The sequence below is a fragment of the Catenulispora yoronensis genome (assembly GCF_039531695.1).
GTDB lineage: Bacteria > Actinomycetota > Actinomycetes > Streptomycetales > Catenulisporaceae > Catenulispora > Catenulispora yoronensis.
On sequence record NZ_BAAAQN010000048.1, the window covers coordinates 74,097 to 96,008 of the forward strand.

Annotated in this window: 16 protein-coding genes; 8 read left to right on the forward strand and 8 right to left on the reverse strand. The window is 73.7% G+C overall.

Annotated features, from left to right (window positions below; translation table 11 throughout):
- The first annotated feature begins 333 nt into the window (after nt 1-333).
- Nucleotides 334-3,270, forward strand: a complete 2,937-nt coding sequence (locus tag ABD481_RS32020) for a helix-turn-helix transcriptional regulator (RefSeq protein WP_344669556.1) — start codon at nt 334-336, stop codon at nt 3,268-3,270.
- Between the two features lie 49 nt (nt 3,271-3,319).
- On the opposite strand, the gene ABD481_RS32025 is transcribed toward ABD481_RS32020, so the two are convergent.
- Nucleotides 3,320-4,234: an NADP-dependent oxidoreductase gene (locus tag ABD481_RS32025; RefSeq protein ID WP_344669557.1), complete on the reverse strand. Its 915-nt coding sequence runs from the start codon at nt 4,232-4,234 to the stop codon at nt 3,320-3,322.
- Nucleotides 4,235-4,408: 174 nt separating this feature from the next.
- Here ABD481_RS32025 and ABD481_RS32030 point away from each other — a divergent pair, with 174 nt between their 5' ends.
- Complete coding sequence (locus tag ABD481_RS32030; RefSeq protein ID WP_344669558.1) at nt 4,409-5,758, forward strand: NAD(P)/FAD-dependent oxidoreductase; 1,350 nt, start codon at nt 4,409-4,411, stop codon at nt 5,756-5,758.
- Between the two features lie 23 nt (nt 5,759-5,781).
- On the opposite strand, the gene ABD481_RS32035 is transcribed toward ABD481_RS32030, so the two are convergent.
- Nucleotides 5,782-8,772: a helix-turn-helix transcriptional regulator gene (locus tag ABD481_RS32035; RefSeq protein ID WP_344669559.1), complete on the reverse strand. Its 2,991-nt coding sequence runs from the start codon at nt 8,770-8,772 to the stop codon at nt 5,782-5,784.
- Nucleotides 8,773-8,854: 82 nt separating this feature from the next.
- Nucleotides 8,855-9,757 carry an alpha/beta fold hydrolase gene (locus tag ABD481_RS32040; protein ID WP_344669560.1) on the reverse strand — a complete coding sequence of 301 codons (903 nt, stop codon included), beginning with the start codon at nt 9,755-9,757 and terminating at the stop codon, nt 8,855-8,857.
- A gap of 247 nt (nt 9,758-10,004) precedes the next feature.
- On the opposite strand from ABD481_RS32040, the gene ABD481_RS32045 reads away from it, so the two are divergent.
- On the forward strand, nt 10,005-10,787 hold the full coding sequence (locus ABD481_RS32045) for an SDR family NAD(P)-dependent oxidoreductase (protein WP_344669561.1): 783 nt from the start codon (nt 10,005-10,007) through the stop codon (nt 10,785-10,787).
- Here the strand turns inward: ABD481_RS32045 and ABD481_RS32050 are convergent.
- Both ABD481_RS32050 and ABD481_RS32055 read right to left on the reverse strand, forming a co-directional pair.
- A complete protein-coding gene (locus tag ABD481_RS32050; protein WP_344669562.1) occupies nt 10,777-11,205 on the reverse strand; it encodes a hypothetical protein in 429 nt (142 codons plus the stop codon). The two genes, ABD481_RS32045 and ABD481_RS32050, sit on opposite strands and share 11 nt — an antisense overlap.
- A 147-nt stretch (nt 11,206-11,352) precedes the next feature.
- On the reverse strand, nt 11,353-13,953 hold the full coding sequence (locus ABD481_RS32055; RefSeq protein ID WP_344669563.1) for a putative bifunctional diguanylate cyclase/phosphodiesterase: 2,601 nt from the start codon (nt 13,951-13,953) through the stop codon (nt 11,353-11,355).
- A gap of 151 nt (nt 13,954-14,104) precedes the next feature.
- Between ABD481_RS32055 and ABD481_RS32060 the strand changes: the two genes are divergently transcribed.
- The 3 genes from ABD481_RS32060 to ABD481_RS32070 all read left to right on the forward strand — a co-directional run bounded on the left by ABD481_RS32060 (nt 14,105) and on the right by ABD481_RS32070 (nt 17,028).
- Nucleotides 14,105-14,545 carry a DUF6325 family protein gene (locus tag ABD481_RS32060; protein ID WP_344669564.1) on the forward strand — a complete coding sequence of 147 codons (441 nt, stop codon included), beginning with the start codon at nt 14,105-14,107 and terminating at the stop codon, nt 14,543-14,545.
- A gap of 11 nt (nt 14,546-14,556) precedes the next feature.
- On the forward strand, nt 14,557-14,901 hold the full coding sequence (locus ABD481_RS32065; protein WP_344669565.1) for an SHOCT domain-containing protein: 345 nt from the start codon (nt 14,557-14,559) through the stop codon (nt 14,899-14,901).
- Between the two features lie 549 nt (nt 14,902-15,450).
- Nucleotides 15,451-17,028 (forward strand): amino acid permease, encoded by a 1,578-nt coding sequence (locus ABD481_RS32070; protein WP_344669566.1) that lies wholly within the window; start codon nt 15,451-15,453, stop codon nt 17,026-17,028.
- Between the two features lie 63 nt (nt 17,029-17,091).
- Here the strand turns inward: ABD481_RS32070 and ABD481_RS32075 are convergent, their stop codons facing one another.
- Nucleotides 17,092-18,594, reverse strand: coding sequence for a GGDEF domain-containing protein (locus tag ABD481_RS32075; RefSeq protein ID WP_344669567.1), 1,503 nt, complete (start codon nt 18,592-18,594; stop codon nt 17,092-17,094).
- A 142-nt stretch (nt 18,595-18,736) separates the two neighbouring features.
- Here ABD481_RS32075 and ABD481_RS32080 point away from each other — a divergent pair, with 142 nt between their 5' ends.
- On the forward strand, nt 18,737-19,576 hold the full coding sequence (locus ABD481_RS32080; RefSeq protein WP_344669568.1) for a phosphotransferase family protein: 840 nt from the start codon (nt 18,737-18,739) through the stop codon (nt 19,574-19,576).
- Between the two features lie 9 nt (nt 19,577-19,585).
- Here the strand turns inward: ABD481_RS32080 and ABD481_RS32085 are convergent, their stop codons facing one another.
- The gene (locus ABD481_RS32085; RefSeq protein ID WP_344669569.1) at nt 19,586-20,242 is read right to left on the reverse strand and encodes a TetR/AcrR family transcriptional regulator; all 657 of its coding nucleotides are present in this window, start codon (nt 20,240-20,242) and stop codon (nt 19,586-19,588) included.
- Between the two features lie 57 nt (nt 20,243-20,299).
- On the opposite strand from ABD481_RS32085, the gene ABD481_RS32090 reads away from it, so the two are divergent.
- Nucleotides 20,300-20,764, forward strand: a complete 465-nt coding sequence (locus tag ABD481_RS32090) for a VOC family protein (protein WP_344669570.1) — start codon at nt 20,300-20,302, stop codon at nt 20,762-20,764.
- Here the strand turns inward: ABD481_RS32090 and ABD481_RS32095 are convergent.
- Nucleotides 20,731-21,687 carry a hypothetical protein gene (locus ABD481_RS32095; protein WP_344669571.1) on the reverse strand — a complete coding sequence of 319 codons (957 nt, stop codon included), beginning with the start codon at nt 21,685-21,687 and terminating at the stop codon, nt 20,731-20,733. The two genes, ABD481_RS32090 and ABD481_RS32095, sit on opposite strands and share 34 nt — an antisense overlap.
- Nucleotides 21,688-21,912 lie beyond the last annotated feature (225 nt).

The following is a 21,912-nucleotide window of genomic DNA, read 5'->3' on the forward strand; positions in this document are numbered from 1 at the left end:
CCTGACAACATGCCCGGTGGCTTCCCCCCGGCATAGCAGTTCTCTGATACAAGACTGCCCGGGGCGGGGCGAACCTGTCCATGCCGCACAAGTGCGGCACGGCGCCCGCCGCGCCTGGGCTCCGCCTGACGCGGGCGCGCACGATCAGCACCGTGACGGACAACCGCCGCGACCAGCCCGGAAACGGATGAACCCGCGCTCCGGTTCGAGGCTCAGATCGGTGTTGAGAAACCGTCGGCGCCGACCAAGATCGGTCCGGCTTCTCCGCCGCGACCCGCGCGCGATACTCTCGGTCGCACAGCGGCCGCACGGCCCGGACCGGCAAGGGCAACGATGGACGACCCAGCTCACCCCGAACGCTCGGCGGACCGCACCGGACACCCCGACCGACGTGATCGCGTTGAGTCGGTTGACCGCCCCCACCGCCCTCACCACCACCCCCACCCCAGCGATGTCCCGCCCGCCCCCGGCCGAACGCTCATCGGCCGCAGCCGCGAACTCCGCTCCGTCGCCGACGCGCTCGACGCCGCCCTCGACGCCGCCGGCGGCCGGGGCCAGACGCGCGTCGTCATCGGCGAGCCCGGGATCGGCAAGAGCGCGTTGCTCAGCGCCGTCGCCGAGGATGCGCGGGCGCGTGGAATCCGGGTCCTGAGTGCGCGCGGCGCCGAATCGGAGCGGCATCTCTCCTTCGCCACTCTCCACGATCTGATCCGGCCGCTCCTGCGCCATCTGGACGCCCTGGCCCCCGGCCATCGGGAGGCGTTGTCGGGGGCGTTCGGCCTGACCGTCGCCGACTCGCGGCCCGAGTTGTTCTTCGTGGCCCTGGCCGCCCTGGAACTCGTCGCCGACCAGTGCGCCGAGCGGCCGATCCTGCTCAGCGTCGACGACCTCCAGTGGGTCGACGCGGCCAGCCGCGACGTGATCGAGTTCATCGGCCGCCGGCTGGCGTCCGAGCCGGCCGTGCTGGTGGTCGCGACGCGGCCGGATCCCGGCCGGTCGTGGGACCTCGGCAACGCCCCGGGGGTCGTCGTCGAGACGCTCGGGGCGCTCGACGACGCCGCCTCGCACGATCTCCTGCGGCGGCGCGCGCCGGAGATCTCGCCCGCCGATCGCGATCGCGTCCTCACCGAGGCCGCCGGCAATCCGCTGGCCCTGCTCGAACTGCCGCTGGCCGCTCCGCGCTCCTCCCCCGCGGCCGCGCATCCGGACATCGCGCCGCTCACCACCCGGCTGGAGCGCGCGTTCGCCGACCGGCTTCCCGACCTCGGCGCGCTGCCGCGCCTGCTGGTGCTGCTCGCCGCGCTCAACGACAGCCAGAGCCTGGCCGAGGTGGTGCGGGCCGCGGGCATCGCCGTCGGGCGTCCGGTCCGGGCCGACGAGATCGACGGCGCGGTCGAGCTGGCGCTGCTGAAGACCGACGGCGACGTGCTGACCTTCCGCCACCCGCTGGTCCGCTCGGCCGTGCTCCAGTCCGCCGGCGCCGAGACCCGCCGCTCCGCCCATCGGGCCCTGGCCGCCGCCCTGGCCGACCACCCCGACCGGCACGCCTGGCACCGGGCCGCCGCCGCGCCGGGCCCGGACGAGGCGGTGGCCCGGATCGTGGAGGAGGCCGCGGACCGCGCGCTGGAGCACGGCGCCCCGTCGTCGGCCGAGACCTGGTTCGAGAAGGCGGCCGAGCTGTCGGAGCACGACGGCACCCGGGGCCGCCGCCTGCTCCGCGCCGCCGAGGTCGCGTTCCAGATCGGCAATCCCGCCGACGTGCACCGCTTCATGGCCCGGGCCCGGCCGCTCCAGCTCGACCCGACCGAGCGCGGCCTGTTCGCGTTCCTGGAAGGGGCCTTCGACGACGGCACGCCCGGCGACGCGCAGGGCGTGCAGCGCCTCGTCGACTCCGCGGCCCGGGCCCGCGACGACGGCGAGCCCGAGGTCGCGGCGAACCTGCTGGTGGGCGCGGCCATCCGCTGCTGGTGGGGCGACCCCGGCCAGCCGATCCGGGACGGCCTGCTGGCGGTGGCGGACAGCCTGCCGCTGCCCCAGGACGACCCGCGCCTGCTCGCCGGCTGGGCGGTCGGCGGCGGGCTGGAGCGGCACCGGCACGTCGTGGCGGCCCTGGCCCGCTGGAGCGAGCGCTCGGGCGGGGACGCCGACCCCGACGCCGGTCCCGGCTCCGCCCCCGACCTCGATCCGGCCGCCGGCGCCCTGCTGGCCCGCGCCGCCTTCGTCTGCGGCGAGTTCGAACGGACCCTGACGTTCAGCCGCCCGGCCGCCGACGGCCTGCGCCGCCAGGGCCGCCTCGGCGTCCTGGCGAACGTCCTCGTCCTGCGGACCTTCGCCGCCCTGTACCTGGGCCGCTGGGACCTGATGGAGACCGCCGCCGACGAGGCGCTGCGGCTCAGCTCGGAGACCCGCCAACCGGTGTGGGAGGCCTGTTCCGGGCTGGCCAAGGCCAACCTGGCCGGGCTGCGCGGCGCCGCCCGGCTGTCAGCGGAGCTGCTGGCGGTTCCCGAGCGCGTGGCCGTCAGCACCGGCAACGAGTCCGTGATGAACGGCGCGCAACTCTCCAAGGGGCTGCGCGAGCTGGGCCGCGAGAATCCGGCCGAGGCGTTCTGGCAGCTGCGCCGCATGCTGGATCCGCGGGACCACGCCTACCACGCCGTGCAGCAGCTCTGGGCCGTGGACTACCTCGCCGAGGCGGCGGTCGGCGCCGGGGAGGTGGACCGGGCCCGCGAACTCGTGACGGCCCTGGAACCGGCCCTGGCGCTCGCCCCGGGCATCGGCAACCAGCGCGCGATGCGGTTCGCGCAGGCGCTGCTGGCCGAGGACGCCGAGGCCGAGGCCGCGTACGAGGCAGCCCACGAACTCGCCTGGACCGCGCCCCCGTGGTACCGCGCGCGCCTGGACCTCGCCTACGGGGCCTGGCTGCGCCGGAAGCGGAAGGGAACGGGCGCGCGCATACCGCTGCAAGCCGCGCATGCCGTTTTCGAGAGCCTCGGGGCGGTGGCCTGGGCGGAGCGCGCCGCGCGCGAACTCCGCGCCGCCGGGGTCAAGGACCAGGTCACCGTCATCTCCGAGCTCACCTCGCTGTCACCCCAGGAGCTCCAGATCGCCCGGCTCGCCGCGAAGGGCTTGAGCAACCGGGACATCGGGCAACAGCTGTACTTGTCGCACCGCACTGTCGGTTCGCACCTGTATCGCATCTTCCCGAAGCTGGGCATCACGTCACGGTCGCAGCTCCACGCCCTGCTGCCGCCGAGCGAGCAGGGCGAATGATCTCTCAGGACCCGAGGTCTCAGGACCCGAGGTCTCAGGGCACGAGGTCTCAGGGCACGAGCAGGATCTTCCCGCCGATCCCCCGCTTCTTCGCGGTGAAGGCGTCCCGGGCCTCGTCGAGCGGAAAGACCGCGCCGACCCTGGTCCCGATCTCCCCGGCCGCCGCGAGCCGCACCAGCTCGGCGAGCTGAGCGCGGTCCGGCTCGACGATGAACACCACCGCCCGGCCGCCGGCCGGCGGATCCGGCGGCGGCGCGATGATCGAGACGATCGCGCCCCCGTCGGCGACGACCGCGGCCGACGCGGCGAGCGCGTCGCCGCCGACCGTGTCGAAGACCAGGTCGGGGCGCTCGTCGAGGTCGGACAGCGCGGTCGTGGTGACGTCGACGAAGACGTCGACCCCGGCCTTGCGGGCCGGCTCCTCGTCGGCGGGCAGGCCGGTGCCGAGCACCCGCGCCCCGGCGGACCGGGCGAGCTGGACGGCGATCGAGCCGGTGGCCCCGACCGCGCCGTGCACCAGCACGGTCTGGCCGGCGCGCAGCCCGCCGTGGGTGAACAGGCCCTGCCACGCGGTCAGCCCGGAGACCGGCAGCGCCGCCGCGGTCAGATCGTCGAGCCCGGCCGGGATCGGCACCAGGTTGCGGGCCTCGACCGCCACCAGCTCCGCCGCCGCGCCGTCCCGGTGCCAGTCCGTCAGCCCGACGACCCGGTCCCCGACCGCGAATCCCGTGGTGCCGTAACGGATCTCGGCGACCGTCCCGGCCACCTCGTGCGTCGGGATGACCGGGGTGCGGTCCGCCCCGGCCCGGGTGGTCCAGGTGGCGGGCCAGCTCAGCTCGTCGGGGACGATCCCGGCGGCGCGGACCCGGACGACGACGTCGCCGGTCGCCGCGAACGGGTCCGGCACCTCCTCCACCACCAGCGTCTCCGGTCCTCCGGGCTCGTGGATGCGGACGGCTTTCATGGACGGCTCCTTGGGATTCCGGCACAACGCAGTGCGAAGTCGGTCCTGTCCAGGCTCGCCGCACCGGGGCCGCCGGCTCGCCTGTCAGTCGACTGAGGACGCTCGTGCAGTCGGTTCCACATTCAGTCGGGTGACGCAGGCGCGCCGGCCACGGTCGGGTCCACTATTGCGGTCATGACCGAGCCCACCACCCCACACCGCGTCGTCGTCATCGGATCCGGTTTCGGCGGCCTGTTCGCGACCAAGACGCTGCGCCGGGCGCCCGTCCAGGTCACGCTGATCGACCGGACGAGCCACCACCTGTTCCAGCCGCTGCTCTACCAGCTGGCCACCGGGATCCTGTCCGAGGGGGAGATAGCGCCGCCGACGCGGGAGGTGCTGCGCCGGCAGAAGAACGCGCGGGTGCTGGTCGGGGAGGTGACCGGGATCGACCTGGACGCGCGGACCGTGACCTCGCGGGTGCTCGGCCGGAGCCGGACGACCCCCTACGACAGCCTGGTCGTCGCGGCCGGATCGGGGCAGTCCTACTTCGGCAACGACGGCTTCGCCGAGTACGCCCCCAGCATGAAGTCCATCGACGACGCGCTGCGGCTGCGGGCCCGCATCTTCGGGGCCTACGAACTCGCCGAGCTGGAGGAGGATGAGGCCGCCCGCACGGCGCTGCTGACGTTCGTCGTGGTCGGCGGCGGCCCCACCGGGGTGGAGATGGCCGGGCAGCTGGCCGAGCTGGCGCGGCGCGGGCTGCGCGGCGAGTTCCGGTCCTTCGACTCGGCGTCCGCGCGCGTCCTGCTCGTCGAGGCCGGACCGGCGCTGCTCAACGGCTTCGGCGAGCGCCTGTCGGCGCGGACGAAGCAGTCCTTGGAGAAGCTCGGCGTGGAGGTCCGGCTGGACACCAAGGTGGTCGGCGTCGACGCCGCCGGGGTGGATCTGCACCGGCCGGACGGCAGCCCGGAGCGGGTCCGGGCGGCGACCAAGGTGTGGGCGGCGGGCGTCGCGGCCTCGCCGCTGGGCGGCCTGCTCGCCGGCGCCACCGGCCTGGGCACGAACCGCTCCGGCCAGCTGCCGGTCGAGCCCGACCTGTCGCTGCGCGGCCACCCGGAGGTCTTCGTCGTCGGCGACATGATGCAGCTGCCCGGCAAGCCGGCGGTCGCGCAGGTCGCGATCCAGGGCGGCCGGTTCGCGGCCCGCCGGATCAGCGACCGGCTGCGGGGCCGGTCGGGCGCGGACACCTTCCGCTACCACGACAAGGGGATGCTGGCGACCATCTCCCGCTTCCGGGCCGTGGCCTCCGTCGGCCCGATCCGCACCACCGGCTTCTGGGCCTGGATCCTGTGGCTGGTCGTGCACCTGATGTATCTGATCGGCTTCCGGAACCGGCTCAGCGTGCTGATGCACTGGGCAGTGAGCTTCGTCGGCCGGGGCCGCGCGGAGCGCACGGTGACGCTGCGCCAGGCCGGGTTGTCCGCGAACGAGGCGGGCCTGGCCGACCACGCGGACGAGGCCGGAGTGGCGCGCCAAGGGTGAGTCCGGGGTGAGTCAGGGGTGAGTCAGGGCTCGACCTCGGCCGGGTCGGCGGCGCCGTCCATCCCGTCGCCGCCGATCCGGCCGGCCAACTGGCCCCGCGACGTGATTCCCAGCTTGGGAAAGATCCGCGCCAGATGCGAGCTCACCGTGCGGTGCGCGATGCTCAGGCGGCGGCCGATCTGCGGATTGGTCAGCCCCTGCGCGGCCAGCAGCGCGACCTGGCGTTCCTGGGGCGACAACGACTCCAGGGCGGCGTTCCGCACGGCCCCGGTCCCCGGCCCCGACACCGGCCTGCCGTCCGCACCCCGTTCGCCCGCCGCCCCGAGCTCCGCGAGCGCCCGCTCGGCCCAGTACCGGGCCCCGAGCCGGTCGAAGGCCGCCGCCGCGGACGCCAGCGGCTCCCGGGAGGCCGCCACGAGGCGGTTGCGCCGCGACCAGCGGCCGTGGACCAGCTCGATCCGGGCCCGGGCGAACACCGGCAGGCCGGTCACGGCCAAGGCCGCTTCGCAGACCTGCGCACCCTGTGCCTCCTCGGCCAGGAACGCCTCGGCGACCGCTATCTGCGCGCGCAGCGAAGGCGCCGGCGCCGACCGGTGGACCTCTGCCATCGCCGCGACCACGGCCCGGGCGTCGGGGACCGCGCCGCAATGGACGGCCGTCTCGGCCAGGTGTCCCAGGGCTGATATCCGACCACTGACGTGGTAGGCGGCGGATTCGGTGTCGAAGGCCTGACGCAGGATCGGATACGCCTCGGCATGCCGTCCGGCAGCCATCAGCGCGACGCCGCGAATCTGGCAGATCAACGAGCGCACCAGGCTCGGACCGAACGCGACGGGATCCTGGGCGAGTTCGTCCGCAATCCTGGTCGCGCCCGCGAAGTCGCCGCGCACGGCGTCCACGAGGCCCAGCACGGTCAGCGCCCCGGCCTGCCACATCGGCTGACCCGTGCTTTCCGAGAGCCGCAAGGTCTCCTCCGCGACCGCCCGCGCCCGCACGAATTCGCCGTCGGCGACCAGGGCGCCGGCCTGCATCGCGGAGACCAGGGCGAGCCTTCCGTGGCGGCCTTGGGCCCTGAGTCCGTCCCCGGCCCGGCCGAGCAGCTCTGCCGCACGGGCATGGTCGCCGACGGCGCGCGCCGCCATCCCCCACGCCGCCACGGCGCGGGGTTCGGCCGCCGCCAAGTCCTCGGCGCTGATTGCGGCCAGGGCGGAGAGGACCTCGGCGCCGTGTCCGACCGGATCGGCCATGGCCATGACGAACAGCCGGCGCGGGTCGGGCCGCGACCGGTCGCCCGTGGGCACGCTCAGCTGGTCGGCGGTCTCGACGATCCGGCCGCGCTCGGCCGGCCCGGGGTCGGCCCGCCAGGCGCGCAGGGCAGCCGCGGCCAGCAGCTCCCAGCCGAGGGCGTCCTCGCCGACCGAGGCCGTCGCCAGGGCCAGGGCCCTGAGATGGCCGATGACCGCGGGATCGTCCGCGCCGTCGCCGAGGTCGAGGGTCAGCAGTTCCGCACGCGCTCGATCCACGAGTCCCAACGGCCCGCGCGCGGCCTCGGCGAGCAACCGCCCGACGACGTCACGACGGCCCAGTTCCTCGCAGTGCGCGGCGGCGGCCAGAAGCCTGGAGGCTCGCACATTGTGGTCGGCGGTGAGCTCGGCGGCACGTTCGGCCAGCACGGCCGCGGCGGCGAAGTCCATTCCGGCGGCGGCTTCGGCGGCCGCGCTCTCCAGTGCGGCGGCCACGGGTTCGTCGGGCCCGACGACGGCATGGGCGTGATGCCACAGGGTGCGATCGTCGTCCGGACCGAGGCAGGCGGCGACGGCGGCATGTGCGGTCTGGATCCGGACCAGCGGCTCGGAGTCCAGAACGACCGAACGGAGGAGTGGCTCGGCGAAGACGATCCGCTCCGGAGCAGCGGCAGCGGGTCCACTCGCCGTCGGCGAACCCGTCAGTCGGATCAAGATCCTGCGATCCTCGGCGGGCCTGATCGCGTCGCCGATCATTTCACTGATCACGTCACCGATCGCCTCGCCGGCCGCCTCGCCGATCCGATCGCGATCGTCTCCGCCCGAAGCCAGTGCGGCCGCCATCTCGGCCAGCACCGGGATCCGGTCGTCGTCGTGCACAGCGGCGACGAGCAAGAGGTCCCGGGCCCGGCCGGACAAGCCCGCGAGCCGGTCGGCGAAGGCCGCGCGCAGTCGCGCGGTCAGCGGATCGGCGGCGGCCGGACCCCCGAGCGGATCGGGCCGCGCGGCCCAGGCGCGCGCCAACTCGACGAGCGCCAGCGGATTGCCCGCCGCCATCCGGATGACCCGCTCCAGCCGGGCCCCGGCGGGCAGTCCGCCGTCCTGCTGGAGGACGGCGCGTGATGCGGTCTCCGTCAGCGGTTCCAGGCAGATCCGCGCCAGCCCCGCCTCGAAGAACGGCCCGCCGCGGCCGGTGCGGCCCGCCGCGATCAGCGCCACCGGCTCGGCGGTCAGGGCGCGCGAGGCCGCGATCAGCACCCGCTGCGACGCCTCGTCCAGCCAGTGGACGTCGTCGATCAGCAGCAGGACGGGCCGCGCCGCCGCGACGCCGGCCAGGACCCGGACGGTCGCGTCGGCGGCGCGGACGCACGACGCGCCGTCCGCGGTCCCGTCGCTCTCGCCGAACAGTTCGGCCAGCGCGGCGGACGGCGCGGCGGGGATCGGCAGCCCGGACATCATCAGCGGGCGGAGCACCTGGTTCAGCCCGGCGAACGGCATCGCCTGCTCGGCCGGCGAGCCCGCCGCCTCCACCACGCGGAACCGCTCGCGGGCCTGGTCGGCCGCGTGGCGGAGCACTACGGACTTGCCGATCCCGGCAGCGCCGGAGACCAGGAGGCCGCGCTCCGCCGGCGGCGTCGTGCGCGGATGCCCGGCGGTGCTCGGATGTCCGACGGTGCGCAGGTGCCCGGCGATCCGCGCGGCCTCGGCGGCCCGCCCGATCGGCGGCTCCGCGGCGTCCGCGCGGGCCGGGCCCGCAGTACTGCTCGTCACTCCTGAGACTGTATTCAGGCCGGTGAAGGCGTCGCCTGCGTCGGGTGACTGAACCAGACGGGGCCGATTCCCGGCCGGTGACTTAATGCCCGGCCGCTGCCTTCGCCGCGTCGAGGATGATGTCGACCACGGCCTTGGGGTGCGACACCATCACCGCGTGCGAGGAGTGCACGGTCTCCACGTGCGCACCCGCCCGGGCGGCCATCGCCCGCTGCGCGGCGGCCGGGATCGCGCGGTCGTCCAGCGTGATCAGGTCCCAGCTGGGGACGGTCTTCCACGCCGGCGGCCCCGACGGCCCCAGCTGCGCGCTCAGGGCCAGCGGCCGCTGGGTCACCGCCATGTCGGCCGCCGTCCGGGCGTCGACGTCGGCGGCGATCACCGCGCGGTACTGGTCGGCCTGGACATAGATGTCGGCGTTCTGGCCGCCGGGCATCGACGGGTCCGCGAACGGCACGATCCGGGTGGTGGCCGGGCCGAGCAGCGAGCCGGGCGTGGCCACCTGGATGTCGTTGATGCTCTGCCCGGCGTCGGGGATGAAGGCGCCGAGGTAGACCAGGGCCTTGACATTGGGCGCGCCGACCGCGGCGTTCGTGATGACCGCCCCGCCGTAGGAGTGGCCGACCAGGACGACCGGTCCGGCGACGGTGGCCAGCAGCGCGCGCACCGAGTCCGCGTCGCCGGAGACGGTGCGCAGCGGATCCGGCGCGGCGAGCACCGGGTAGCCGAGGCGGCGCAGGGTCCTGATCTCGCTGTCGAAACCGCTGGAGTCGGCGAAGGCGCCGTGGACGAAGACGATCGTGGGCTTGGCCGGCGCGGGCCGGGACGCCGGCGACGCGGACGACGACGCGGCCGGAACCGCACCGGAGGCCGCCGTCACGCCGACCGAGGCGACCGTGGACGCCGCGACGACGGTCACGACGCCGAGCCGGCGCCACCGCTGGGACCTGGGGGTTTCGGACAGGTTCTCGGACAGGTGCTCGGACATGTCTGCTCATCTCGGAAGGGTGCTTGGTCGGCGGGCCGCGCGGCGGCCGGTCGCCGGATCGGCCGCAGCGACCGACACCGAAACGGTAGGAACGCGGACCGGCCCGGCTCTTGGGTCAGTCGACTGCCGCGCGGACGGCCGCTGCGCGCCGCAGTCGGCTGACCCAAGGCCGGCCAGCCCAGGGGTCCCTAGCGTGAAAGACGAGCCAGCCTCTTCTCCCACCCCTCTCACAGACATGGAGCAGCTCATGGATCTCGGCCTCGAAGGACGCGTCGCGATCGTCACCGGCGCCAGCCGCGGCATCGGCCTGGCCGTCGTGCAGGCCCTGGTGGCCGAGGGCGCCCGGGTGGTGGCCGCCGCCCGCCGACCCGGCGCCGTCCTGGAGGCGCTCGCGGCTGACGGCCGCGTGGTCCCGGTGGCGCTGGACCTGACCGCGCCGGACGCCCCGGACCGGCTGGTCGCGGCGGCCGGGGACCGGCTCGACGTCCTGGTCAACAACGTCGGCGGCGTCCACGCCCGCACCGACGGCTTCCTCGGCATCACCGACGAGCAGTGGGCCGACAGCCTCACCCTCAACTTCCTCGCCGCGGTCCGCACCACCCGGGCCGCGCTGCCGGCGCTGCTGGCCGGCGGCGGCGGGTCGATCGTGAACATCGGCTCGGTGAACGCCGTCCACCCGGATGCGCTGGTCCTGGACTACAGCGCCGCCAAGGCCGCGCTGCACGCGTTCAGCAAGGGCCTGTCCAAGGAGGTCGGACCGGCCGGGGTGCGGGTGAACACGATCAGCCCGGGGCCGGTCGCCACCGACATCTGGCTCGGGGCCGGAGGGTTCGCCGACACCGTCGGCGCGGCGAGCGGCGGCCGTCCGGAGGACGTCGTCAACGGCGCCGCGGCCGCCCTGGTGACCGGCCGGTTCTCGCGGCCGGAGGAGGTGGCGAACCTGGTGGTGCTGCTGGCCTCGGCGGACCGGGTCGGGAACGTCACGGGCTCGGACTTCCGGATCGACGGCGGGTACGTGCCTACTTGGTAGGCGCGGCGCCCACCGGCTCGGGCTGGGGCTCGGACTCGGAGTCCACCGGCTCCTCCGAGCCCTCGGTATCCGCCGCATCCGACGCATCCGACGGGTCCCCGGTCAGCTCGGCCTTCAGCTGCCGGAACGCGCGCCGGGAGACCTTGTTCCCGGCGAAGACCACGACCCAGACGAACCCCAGGATGATCCCGGTCCCGCCCCAGGTCACGGCGGTGTTGTGGTTGCCCCGGAGGAACGCCGCGACGCCGATCGTCAGGCATGCCAGGACGAAGAAGGTGTAGAACACCCGCACCGTGGAGCTGAGCAGCTTCAAGGCGACCCGCTGTTGGGTGGCGATATCGGCGGCGAGCGCCTCGATGTGCTCGATCCGGCGCTCCATGCGGAGCCGGGGATCGCCGACCGGCCGTGTGCCTGCCATGCCCTAATTGTCCGAGATCGGCGGCAGGCCCGCACCACGGGCGCCGCGCCGGGCGCCGCGCCAGTCGACGCGCCGTCCGCCGTGCCGGTCGCCGCGCACCGTCACCGCCGCGCCGGTCGCCGCCTGCCGTCCGCCGCCGCCGTCCGCTCAGGACGCCTCGGCCAGCAACGCCACGGCCGCATCAAGGACCAGCGGCCTGGCGAACAGGTACCCCTGCCCCTTGCGGCAGCCCAGGCGGTGCAGCTCGGCGGCCTGCGCCGAGGTCTCCACCCCCTCGGCCACCGTGTCCAGTCCGAGCCGGTCGGCGATCTGGACGATGCCCTGCACCAGCGCCGCCATCCGGGCGGACTCCGGGAGCCGGTCGGTGAACGACTTGTCGATCTTGACGATGTCGGCGGGCAGCTCGGCCAGATAGCGCAGCGCCGAGTAGCCGGTGCCGAAGTCGTCGATGGCCACCCGCACCCCGGCCTGCCGGATCCGGACCAGGCTCTCGCGCGCGGCCAGGTCGGTCCGGCTGACCACCGTGCTCTCGGTGACCTCCAGCACCAGGTCCGACGGCTCGGCGCCGCTGTCCGCCAGGGCCTTCTCGACCAGCGCCGGGAAGCCGGCGCCGAGCTGCTGGGCCGAGACGTTCACCGCCACCCCGACCCGGTCGGCGGCGGCCCGGTCCCGGTTCCACCCGGTGACGCTGGCCAGCGCCGCGCGCAGCATGTAGGCGCCGATCTGTACGATCTGGCCGGTCTCCTCGGCGAACGGGATCAGCACGTCCGGGCCGATCGGGCCGCCGGCCGACTCCGGCCAGCGCACCAGCGCCTCGAAGCTGCGGACCTGCCGGGTCCGCAGGTCCACCACCGGCTGGTAGCGCACCTCCAGTTCGCCGGAGGCCAGCACGGCGTCCAGCCGCGAGCGCAGGTCCGTGGGCGGCCCGGGCGCTGTCCCGGCGGCGGCCGGGTGCCGGGCGGCGCCGCGCGCCGACTCCAGCGCCTGGTCGGCGCGGGCCAGCAGGGCGTAGGCGCCGTCGGCCGGCCCGTGCTCGGTGGAGGCGGTGCCCAGGGACAGCCGCACGTCGACCGGGCCGCCGTCGGTCGGCACGGTCTGGGTCAGGACCGCGCGCACGGCCGGCAACACGGCGTCCGGCGCGGTCCGGCGCAGCGGCGGCGCCCACAGCACCGCGAACTCGTCGCCGCCGACCCGGGCCACCGCCGCGCCGGGCGCGGCCACCTCCAGGCGCCGGGCCACGGCCCGCAGCACCTGGTCCCCCACGGCCCGGCCCCGGCCGGCGTTGACCGCGCGCATCCCCTCCACCTCCAGCAGCGCCAGCGTGACCGGGCCGGTCCCGGCCTCGCGCAGGGCCCGGTCCAGCCGGTCCCGCAGGGTGCTGAGGTTGGACAGGCCGGTCAGCGGGTCGTAGCGGCTGAGCAGCCGGAGGTCCTGCTCGCTGCGCGCCTCGTCGCTGACGTCGCGCAGGGTCAGCACGACCGCGCCGGGCACCGGCGAGCGGTGCGGCAGGATCCGGCACAGCGCGTCGACGTCCGGATGCGGGTTCGCGGCGGCGGGCGCGGTGAGCCGCAGCCGCATCGGCCAGTCGTCCAGGTCGGTGCCGGCCGAGGTGCGCCGGATGGCGGCCAGCACCCGGCTGGACTGCCCGGGCTCCAGGAACTCGCTGACCACATGGCCGACCAGGTCCTCGACGCCGAGCAGCCGCGCGGCCGGACCGCTGGCGCTGACGATGAACCCGGCGGTGTCGGCGACCAGGACCGCGTCCCGGGCGTCGCGGGCCAGCTCCCGCTCCACGCGGCTGTGCCGCTCCCGGGCGGTACTGGCCACGGTGGCCCCGAACCGGCCCAGGACCAGCACGAACAGCACCACGGTGATCAGCAGCAGCCAGTTGTTGTAGTCCTCGGGCTCCTCCTGGAGGTACTGCGCGATGGCGATGATCGGCCCGGCGAAGCCCAGCACCACGACGGCCAGGGCCCACAGCATCGGATGCCGCTGCCGGGACGGGGCCGGCAGCGGCACGGCCACCGCCTTCATGGACCCGTCCAGGGCCGCGGCCGCCCAGGCGATGCAGAACAGGTGCCACCAGAAGTAGGGCCGGGACACCGCCGAGATGTCGCGGACCTGGCCGACCACGAACAACGCGATCGTCACCAGCGCCGCCACCGCCCCGGCGGCGAGCAGCACGGCCGAGGCGGACACCGTCCCCCGGCGCCGCACCAGCGGGGCGGCCAGCGCGATCAGCACCGCGCCGCAGAACGGGAGCACCACCTGCATGGTCTTCTGCCAGGCGGTGAAGCCCGCGCCGAACGTCGGGACGACCACGATCAGCCAGCCGAGCAGCAGCGCGATGCCGCCGATCAGCACCGTGTCGATGATCCAGGTCCGGGCGCCGGGCTGGCGCAGATACGCGAACGCCGCCAGCGCGGCGACGGCCAGCAGCAGCGTGGCGAGCACAGTGACGCCGTAGGGGTCGGGCGAGGCCCGCCCGCGCAGGAACCAGCCGTCTCCCACGATGTGCAGCAAGCCGGACAACGCGGCGGTGCCGAGCGCGCCGACCACCAGCCACCAGGGCCAGCCCGGGCGCGGACGCTGCCGCAGCACGCCGATCAGCGCCGCGACGGCGGCGAGCGCCGGCAGGACGATCAGGATGGGGTCGTGGGTCGACGGGACGAACAGATAGACGACGTCCAACGCCACCATGGGCCCGGCGAACAGCCATACCGCCTGATCCGGGCGCCGGGACGACATTGCCCAAGCATATGGTCACCGCAGGTCAGCGGCATCCGGACGGGAATCGGCGGCGGCCGGCGGCATCCGGACCGCTCCGCAGGCCGAATCCCCCGGCGCCCGTTAGCGTGTTAAGCACCTAATATCCGTTCGCACGAGATGAGGTGATGTCGTGCCGAGTGGTCTGACGGCCGACACCGTCGGCCCGGTCGACGTGGCGGTCTTCGCCTTCGACGGGAACCGCTTCAACGGCGACGTGGCGCCGGCCCTGGCGGATCTGCAACGCGCCGGAACGATCCGGATCCTGGACGCCACGCTCGTCCTGAAGGACGCCGCCGGGGAGATCTCGGTCCTGGAGATCGCCGACTCCGCGATCGCCGACTCCTTCGAGCATCTCACCGGCCAGGAGTTCGACCTGCTCAGCGACGAGGACGTGACGATGGTCGCCGAAGGCCTGGACCGCGACTCCTCGGCGCTGGTGATCGCCTGGGAGCACACCTGGGCGGCCCGCGTGTCCGGGGCGATCCGGGACTCCGGCGGGAGCGTCATGTTCATGGAGCGGGTGCCCCGCGAGAACGTCATCCGGGCGATCAAAGCCCTGGACCAGGGCTGAGGAGCGGACAGATGTTGCGTAGGCGTGCAGGACGGCCGGGACTGCTGGGCACGGTGGCGCGCACCGCCGTGGTCGCCGGCACCGCGACCGCCGTGTCCGGCGGGATGCAGCGACGACAGGCCAACCGCGAAGCGGAACGCGAGCAGGCCGCGATGGCCGAGCAGCAGCAAGCGGAGGCCCAACAGCAGGCGGCGATGGACGCGGCGGCGAACCGCGCGGTGGCCGGGCAGGCAGCGGCCGGACAGGCGGCGGACGACCCGGTGGCGAAGATCAAGGAGCTGGCGGCGCTCAAGGACAGCGGAATGCTGACGGACCAGGAATTCGCCGCGGCGAAGGCCAAGGTGCTGGGAGTGTAGTGGCGGGACAGATCGGACAGGCAGCCCGGGCGCTTCGGCGGCCGGGCTGCTTGATGCGCAGGGTACGCATATGCGAGCGCTGCTATGCACCGGTCGGCCAGCAGCCCAGGACCGAGAACCGATTCGGCGGTCCTCGCAAAAGACTCTTGGGCCGCGCAGCGGAATCGCAGGTCGGCGTGCGCTTTTCGCGAGGTCTCATCGGCGACACAGCGGCGTCGCGGATCGGCGCCGGGGTGTGGATAACCCCACCTCGAAAGCGCAGGCAGCCCTGTGTCCCGGCGGGCGCTTTCGCAGGACTATGAGTTCCCAGGACATGAATTCGCAGGATCATGACGGGGACAGCCATGCGGCGTCGCACCATCGCCCTGGCGGTCGGAGCGGCCGCCGTCACCTCCACCATGATCGCCTCCGCCGTGGATCCCGCGGCGGGTAGCCGGCCGCGCGTCGAGCTGGGACCGGCGCCCCCGTGCTTGTCGCTCGACACCGACCGGCCTTCCCGATCCGGACTCCTGGGTGATAGTCCGCCAGAATTCGGGGTAGCCGGGCGTCATGGGTACGCAGACCAACACGAAAAGTCTGTTCCGGACGAAAACCATCGAAGACACCATTCGTGACACCACCGCGTCACGGCACCGCCTGAAGCGGGAGTTGTCGGCCCTGGACCTCACGGTCTACGGCATCGGTGTGATCATCGGGACCGGGATCTTCGTTCTGACGGGAACGGCCGCCAAGCAGTACGCCGGGCCGGCGGTCGCGCTGTCGTTCGCGGCCGCCGGCGTGGTCTGCGCGCTGGCAGCACTCTGCTACGCCGAGTTCGCCTCGACCGTGCCGGTCGCGGGATCGGCGTACACGTTCTCCTACGCGGCGCTCGGCGAGTTCCCGGCGTGGCTCATCGGCTGGGACCTGATCCTGGAGCTGGCCCTGGGCGCGGCGGTGGTCGCGGTCGGCTGGTCCGGCTACATCCAGAGCCTGCTGGCCGATGTCGGCATCCACTTCCCGACCTCGCTCGGCGGCGGGACCGACGCGCACTGGGGCGTCAACCTGCCGGCCGCTTTGCTGGTGCTGGCGATGACCACGCTGCTGGTGGTCGGCGTGAAGCTGTCGGCGCGGTTCACCTCGGTCATAGTCGCGATCAAGGTGACGGTGGTGCTGCTGGTCATCGGCGCCGGGCTGTTCTTCGTCAAGGCCTCGAACTACAAGCCGTTCATCCCGCCGAAGACCGATCAGCCGTCGATGGCGAAGTCCGGCGCGGCCCAGCCGCTCATCCAGCACCTCGGGTTCGCCCCGGGCGCGTTCGGCGTGATGGGCATCTTCACCGCCGCCGCGGTCGTGTTCTTCGCCTTCATCGGCTTCGACGTCGTGGCCACCGCCGCCGAGGAGGTGAAGAAGCCGCAGCGCGACCTGCCGCGCGGCATCCTGGCCTCGCTGGCGGTGTGCACCGTGCTGTACGTGAGCGTGACGCTGGTCGTGACCGGCATGCAGAAGTACACCGACCTGTCCGAGAAGGCGCCGCTGGCCGACGCCTTCCAGTCCGTCGGCGCGCACTGGCTCAGCGGCTTCATCAGCGCCGGCGCGGTCGCCGGCCTGACCTCCGTCACGCTGCTGCTGCTCATGGCGCAGTCCCGGGTGTTCTTCGCGATGAGCCGCGACGGCCTGCTGCCGCGCTCCTTCTCCCGGGTGCACCCCCGGTTCGGCACCCCCTACCGCGCCACCATCCTGCTCGGCCTGGTCGTCGCGGTGTTCGCGGCCGTCATCCCGCTCAAGGCGCTGGCCGAGCTGGTGAACATCGGCACGCTGGCGGCGTTCGTCGTGGTCTCCCTCGGTGTCGTGATCCTGCGACGCACCCGGCCGGACCTGCCCCGGGCCTTCCGCACCCCGGGCGTGCCGTACGTGCCGGCGGCGGCGATCCTGGCCAGCCTGTGGCTGATGCTGAACCTGCCGACCGAGACCTGGATCCGGTTCGGCCTGTGGATGCTGGTCGGCCTGGTCGTCTACTTCGGCTACAGCCGCGGCCACGCCGTCCGGGCGTTGCGCGCGCAGGGCACGGATTCGGGTACCGCGCCGGCCACGGACACCGCCTCCGCCTCCGCCGAACGCGAAGCCCGCGAACCCGGCACCGCCGAATGAGCCGACATCCCCTGCCCGGCACAGTCATCGCGCTGTCTCAGGGCCCGTGGAATCCCGCGGGCCTCAGGAGCTCTGCCGCTTCGCCCGCAGCATCGACAGGTCCGCCGTCCGGAAGGCCGCCGCCAGCCCTCCGACCGGGTCCAGCGGCGCGAAGCCCAGCGTCAGGCTCACCGGCGTCCCCGGCGCCAGGTCGCTCCAGTCATGGGCCTCGACGGCCGCGCTGAGGCGCTCGCCGATCTCGTGCGCCTCGGCCGGGGTGACGTTGGGGACGACGATCACGAACTCGTCGCCGCCGTAGCGGGCCAGGAAGTCGTCGACGCGCATGGTGCGGGACAGGATCGCGGCCACCTGTTCCAGGACCTGGTCGCCGACGAGGTGGCCGTGCACGGTGTTGACGTCCTTGAACCGGTCGAGGTCGCCGACCCCGAGCATCGCCGAGCCGCCGGCCTCGACGAACTCGCCGACGTGGCGTTCGAGATGGCGGCGGTTCGGCAGGCCGGTGAGGGAGTCGGTGTGGGCCTCGTCGGTGTAGCGGCTGACGGTGCGGCGCAGCTCGTCGAGGTCCAGGCGGACGGTGATGCCGTCGACGAACAGGTCGTAGACCGGGTCGGCGGCGCGGGCTATGCAGCTGGTGACCTCGCGCGCGCAGGCGTAGGCCGCGGCGTAGTCGCCCTGGACGGCGTATGCCAGGGCCCTGAGCCGCGGCACCTCGCCGAGGCCCAGGCGGGTGTGGGTGGCGGCGGCCTCGCGCAGCAGGTCCAGGGCCGCCGCCGGGCGGTGCTCGGCGATCGCGATGGCGGCGTGGCCCAGCCGGCGCAGCTCCACGTTCTCCGGGAACGGGTCCGAGCCGCCGGCCAGCAGCTCACGGGTCTCGTAGTAACCGGGACCGCCGATCGAGGCATAGCGGGCCGCCGCGTAGCCGAGGTAGCCGCGCTCCAGGTCGATCAGGTCCTCGGCCTTCACCCCGGCCAGCAGGTCGCGCAGCATGACCTTCGCGGCCTCGGTCTCGCCGCGCTGGTCCAGCCACACCGCGTACCGCAGCGGGATCTCCGGGTGCGCCGCGATCTTGCGGTCGGTCGCGGTGCCGTGCTTGCTGATCTTCACGGCCTGGCCCTGCGCGACCACGGCGTGCCGGTGGAAGCCGACGTAGGAGTAGGTGACGGCCATCGCCAGCCACGGCCGCAGCGCACGGACGTCGATCGTCGTCGCCTCCAGCGCGCGGGCGCCCCGGACCAGGTTGGTGACGCAGCGCTCCAGCGAGCCCTCGCGGTGGGCGAAGAACGCGGCCAGCGCGTGGAACTCGCCGAGGTCGGCCGGGGTGGCGCCGTGCTCCTGCGCGAGGTGCCACGCCGCGTCGACGACCGCCGGGCATTCGCGCAGCCGGTCGGTGTTCAGCAGCGCGGACAGCTTGGCGAGCAGGACGCCGAGGCGCTCCTGAGGATCGTGCAGGTCGGCCAGCAGCCGGTCCGCGAGGGCGATCGCCTCCGAGTGGCGACTTTCCCAGTTCAGCCGGGACACCGCCAGCCGCGGCCCGGACCAGACCGAGGTCCCGTCCTCGCTGTTCACGTCTGCGACTCCAGCTGCAACTCCGGCGCGGCCCCGCCAAGATCGGCTTTCCCCCATCGTGGGCCATGCGGCTGATCGGTGCCATCCCGGACCGGTCCGGACAGGGCCAGGCAGGGCCGCGCGGGTGCGGCAGAATGGCGAAATGGATCATGCCGTCCCCGCCGACCTGTTGGAGATCACCGAGGCGCTCGTCCCCGACGCCCCGCTCCGCACCGCGCGCCTCGCCGCGCAGGGGAACATGCACCACGTCGTCCTGCTCCCCGGCGTCGCCGCGGTCCGGATCTCCAAGCGCCCCAGCGCCGCCGCCGAGCTGCCCCGCCGGGTCGGGATCCTCCGCGCCGTCGCGGCGGCCGGCCTGCCCTTCGCCGTGCCGGAGCCGTTGAGCGCGGTGACCGCGTTCGGGGAGCGCGCGGCGGTGGCGATCTCGTGGATCGACGGCGAGTCGCTGCCCGAAGGGGTCGGGGACCCGGCGGCGTTCGGCCGGGTCTTCGAGGCCCTTAGCCAGGTCGAAGTCTCGCCAGAACTGAAGGCCGTCCTGCGCACGCCGCGCCGCTACGCCGACGGCCTGGGCTGGGCCGAGATCCTGACCGGCGAGGTCGTTCCGCGCCTGCCCGCGCGGTGGCGCGACGACGTCCGCCGCCGCCTGGACGCGCTGCTGGCGCTCGACGAGGTCCGGCCCCGGCTCGTCCACGGCGACCTCGGCGGCGGCAACGTCCACTTCGGCGCGGACGGCGAACCGGTCGGCGTCCTCGACTGGGACCTGGCGATCCTGTCCGATCCGGCGATCGACGCGGCCCTGGTCGCGACCTGGCACGGCTGGGACGTGCTCCGCGACGCCGGCGACGGAACGAGGCGACGCGCCCGGGCCTGGGACGACGCCGTCGGCGTCGAGCACCTGCACGCGGTGTTCAGCAACGAGCCGCTGGCGAGTGTCGACGGGTACGTCGGCGCCATCGTGGCCTGGCTGGAGCGGCGCGGCTGAGGCGGGCTTTCAGCCCCCAGAGCTCTCTCTCGTCAGTTCGCGCAGAATCGCCCCGCACAGCCACGAGCGGTACCGCTCGACGCTCCATCCCCGATGCCGACGCAGCAACTGATGCGTGTGCGGTGAACCGAGCACATAGAGAATGTCCGCCGCGCCGACCGGATCCAGCTCCGGGCTCAAAGTGCCGTGCGCGGCCAACCCCTCGGTGAAAGCCAGATAGACCTCATGCGTCCCGGCCGCTCCCGCCGCCGTCGCCGCGCGCATGTCGGCATCGGCACCGGCCGCCTCGATGCTGACCATGATCAGATCTCCGGCCCGCTCCAGCAGCCCCGCCGTGTAGTCCACCAGCAGCCCCACCGCCACGACCGGGTCCGCCTGCGCGCAGGCCGCCGCGATCTCCGGCCGCTGCCGGACGCGCACCGGTTCCTCGTCGCCGACCGTCGCCACGCCGAGCGTGTGGCCGAACAGCGCCGCCTTGGTCGGGAAGGCGTCGTAGAGGGTCCGCTCCCCCACCCCGGCCGCCGCCGCGACCTGCCGCACCGTCGTCGCGACGTAGCCCTGCTCGACGAACAAGCGCTCTGCCGCCGCCCGGATCCGCGCCCGCGTGGCGGCCGCGGCGGCGGCGCGCGCCGGTGACCGGTAGCTCCGCTTGACTGTGTCGCCCATGAGGGGCATTCTACAAGTATTCACCGCAGTAAGACTGCGGCTAAATTGGAGGCTCTCATGAACCGCCCGATCTTGGCCGGCGTCCACCACGTGAAGATCCCGGTCACCGACTTGGCTCGCAGCGTCGACTGGTACGGCCGGGTCTTCGGCTTCGCCGTGACGATGGAGTTCCCGGACTCCGACGGCGTCGTGCGCGGCGTGGCCGGCGAGGTGCCCGGCCTCGGCGACACGCTGCTGACGCTGCGCGTCAACCCGGCGGCGGCCGAGGGCTGCCGCGGCTTCGACCCGGTCAGCTTCGCCGTCGCCGACCAGGCCGCCGTCCAGTCCTGGGCCGACCACCTCGACACCGCCGGTGTCGAGCACTCGCCGGTGATCGAGGCGTCGATCGGCTGGCTGCTGGTGTTCGACGACCCCGACGGCATCCAGGTGCACCTGTACAGCTGGACCGCGCACGGCGTCGACCACTCCGACCTGCCCGGTTACGGCCGTCAGGCCCAGGGCGCGGTCGGGAACCAGAGGTAGCCCAGGCGGCCCAGCACCCGGAGTTCCCAGTACCCGAGCATGAACATGCCGGCCGTGACGAAGGCCGCGCCGGTCACGATCGCGGTGCGGCCGGGCCGGGCCGCCAGCCAACGCTGGACCCGGCCGCCCAGGCCCCAGGACAGCAGCAGGAACAGCACGGACATCGCGATGATGTTGCCGATCGACTGCAACGAGAACGCGAGCGCGCCGTAGAACGGGTTGTGGGTGCCGGCGGCGTGCCGGAACATGTCGCGGAACAGCGGGTAGGGCCGGCCGATGAGGAAGGCGCCGACCAGCGCGCCCATCAGGATCAGCGGCGCGTGCGGGAAGCGGCGGGAGACCGCGGCCAGCGGATCGGGGATCAGGCCCAGCGCCGCCAGCCCGAGCAGGAGCATGATCAGGCCGATGCTTCCGAAGGTGATCATCGACTGCGCGGTGCGCGGCGAGATGCCCTTGGCCGGCGCCGTCGAATACTGCGGCATGCGGGTGCCGACGATGCCGACGACCGCTCCGTACGCCGCCGAGACCGGGATCATGCCCAGCGCGAGCCAGCCGAGTGGGGCGGCTGCCGCGCGCAGCTTCTCCCGGCGGCTCGCCGCCCGGCCGACCAGCGGCCCGACCGCGCCGAACACGGCCACGTTGCAGGCGGTGAAGGAGCCGGCCAGGCCGGTGACGAAGGCGAAGAGGATCCCGGCGCCGACGCCGGCGATCGGCGTCCTGTGCGCGTCGTGGCCCAGCAGGGCGTTGGCGGTGTTGAAGCCGATGGCGTCGTCGGCGGTGCTCGCCTTCCAGCCGTAGGTGAGGAACAGGCCGCCGATCAGGCTCAGCAGCAGGACCAGGAGACGGCGGCGCGGGAAGCGGCCGTCGACGAACAGCGAGGTACGTTCCGGGGCGTCGGACGATGCGAGCGTGGCAGCGCTCAAGGCGGTCTCCTCCAAAGGGGTCCGGCTCGGGTCGCGGAAGGCGGGCATTCGACGCGGACATCGTCTTCGCCCGCGGCCCGGACGGCGTCTTCGAGAATGCTCAATTCCGGGCATCGGCAGAGGTGGAAACCTGAGGCAAACTGACTTCAACGGGTCGCCGACCAGCACATGGCGTCACCAATTGGCTACTATGTGTCATTGACGATCTGCTCCGGCCATTATTAG

Excerpts from the sequence above, each read along its gene's own strand:
- ABD481_RS32020 (WP_344669556.1), top strand. The coding sequence starts at position 334 with ATGGACGACCCAGCTCACCCCGAACGCTCGGCGGACCGCACCGGACAC.
- ABD481_RS32025 (WP_344669557.1), bottom strand. The coding sequence starts at position 4,234 with ATGAAAGCCGTCCGCATCCACGAGCCCGGAGGACCGGAGACGCTGGTG.
- ABD481_RS32030 (WP_344669558.1), top strand. The coding sequence starts at position 4,409 with ATGACCGAGCCCACCACCCCACACCGCGTCGTCGTCATCGGATCCGGT.
- ABD481_RS32040 (WP_344669560.1), bottom strand. The coding sequence starts at position 9,757 with ATGTCCGAGCACCTGTCCGAGAACCTGTCCGAAACCCCCAGGTCCCAG.
- ABD481_RS32045 (WP_344669561.1), top strand. The coding sequence starts at position 10,005 with ATGGATCTCGGCCTCGAAGGACGCGTCGCGATCGTCACCGGCGCCAGC.
- ABD481_RS32050 (WP_344669562.1), bottom strand. The coding sequence starts at position 11,205 with ATGGCAGGCACACGGCCGGTCGGCGATCCCCGGCTCCGCATGGAGCGC.
- ABD481_RS32055 (WP_344669563.1), bottom strand. The coding sequence starts at position 13,953 with ATGTCGTCCCGGCGCCCGGATCAGGCGGTATGGCTGTTCGCCGGGCCC.
- ABD481_RS32065 (WP_344669565.1), top strand. The coding sequence starts at position 14,557 with ATGTTGCGTAGGCGTGCAGGACGGCCGGGACTGCTGGGCACGGTGGCG.
- ABD481_RS32070 (WP_344669566.1), top strand. The coding sequence starts at position 15,451 with ATGGGTACGCAGACCAACACGAAAAGTCTGTTCCGGACGAAAACCATC.
- ABD481_RS32080 (WP_344669568.1), top strand. The coding sequence starts at position 18,737 with ATGGATCATGCCGTCCCCGCCGACCTGTTGGAGATCACCGAGGCGCTC.
- ABD481_RS32085 (WP_344669569.1), bottom strand. The coding sequence starts at position 20,242 with ATGGGCGACACAGTCAAGCGGAGCTACCGGTCACCGGCGCGCGCCGCC.
- ABD481_RS32090 (WP_344669570.1), top strand. The coding sequence starts at position 20,300 with ATGAACCGCCCGATCTTGGCCGGCGTCCACCACGTGAAGATCCCGGTC.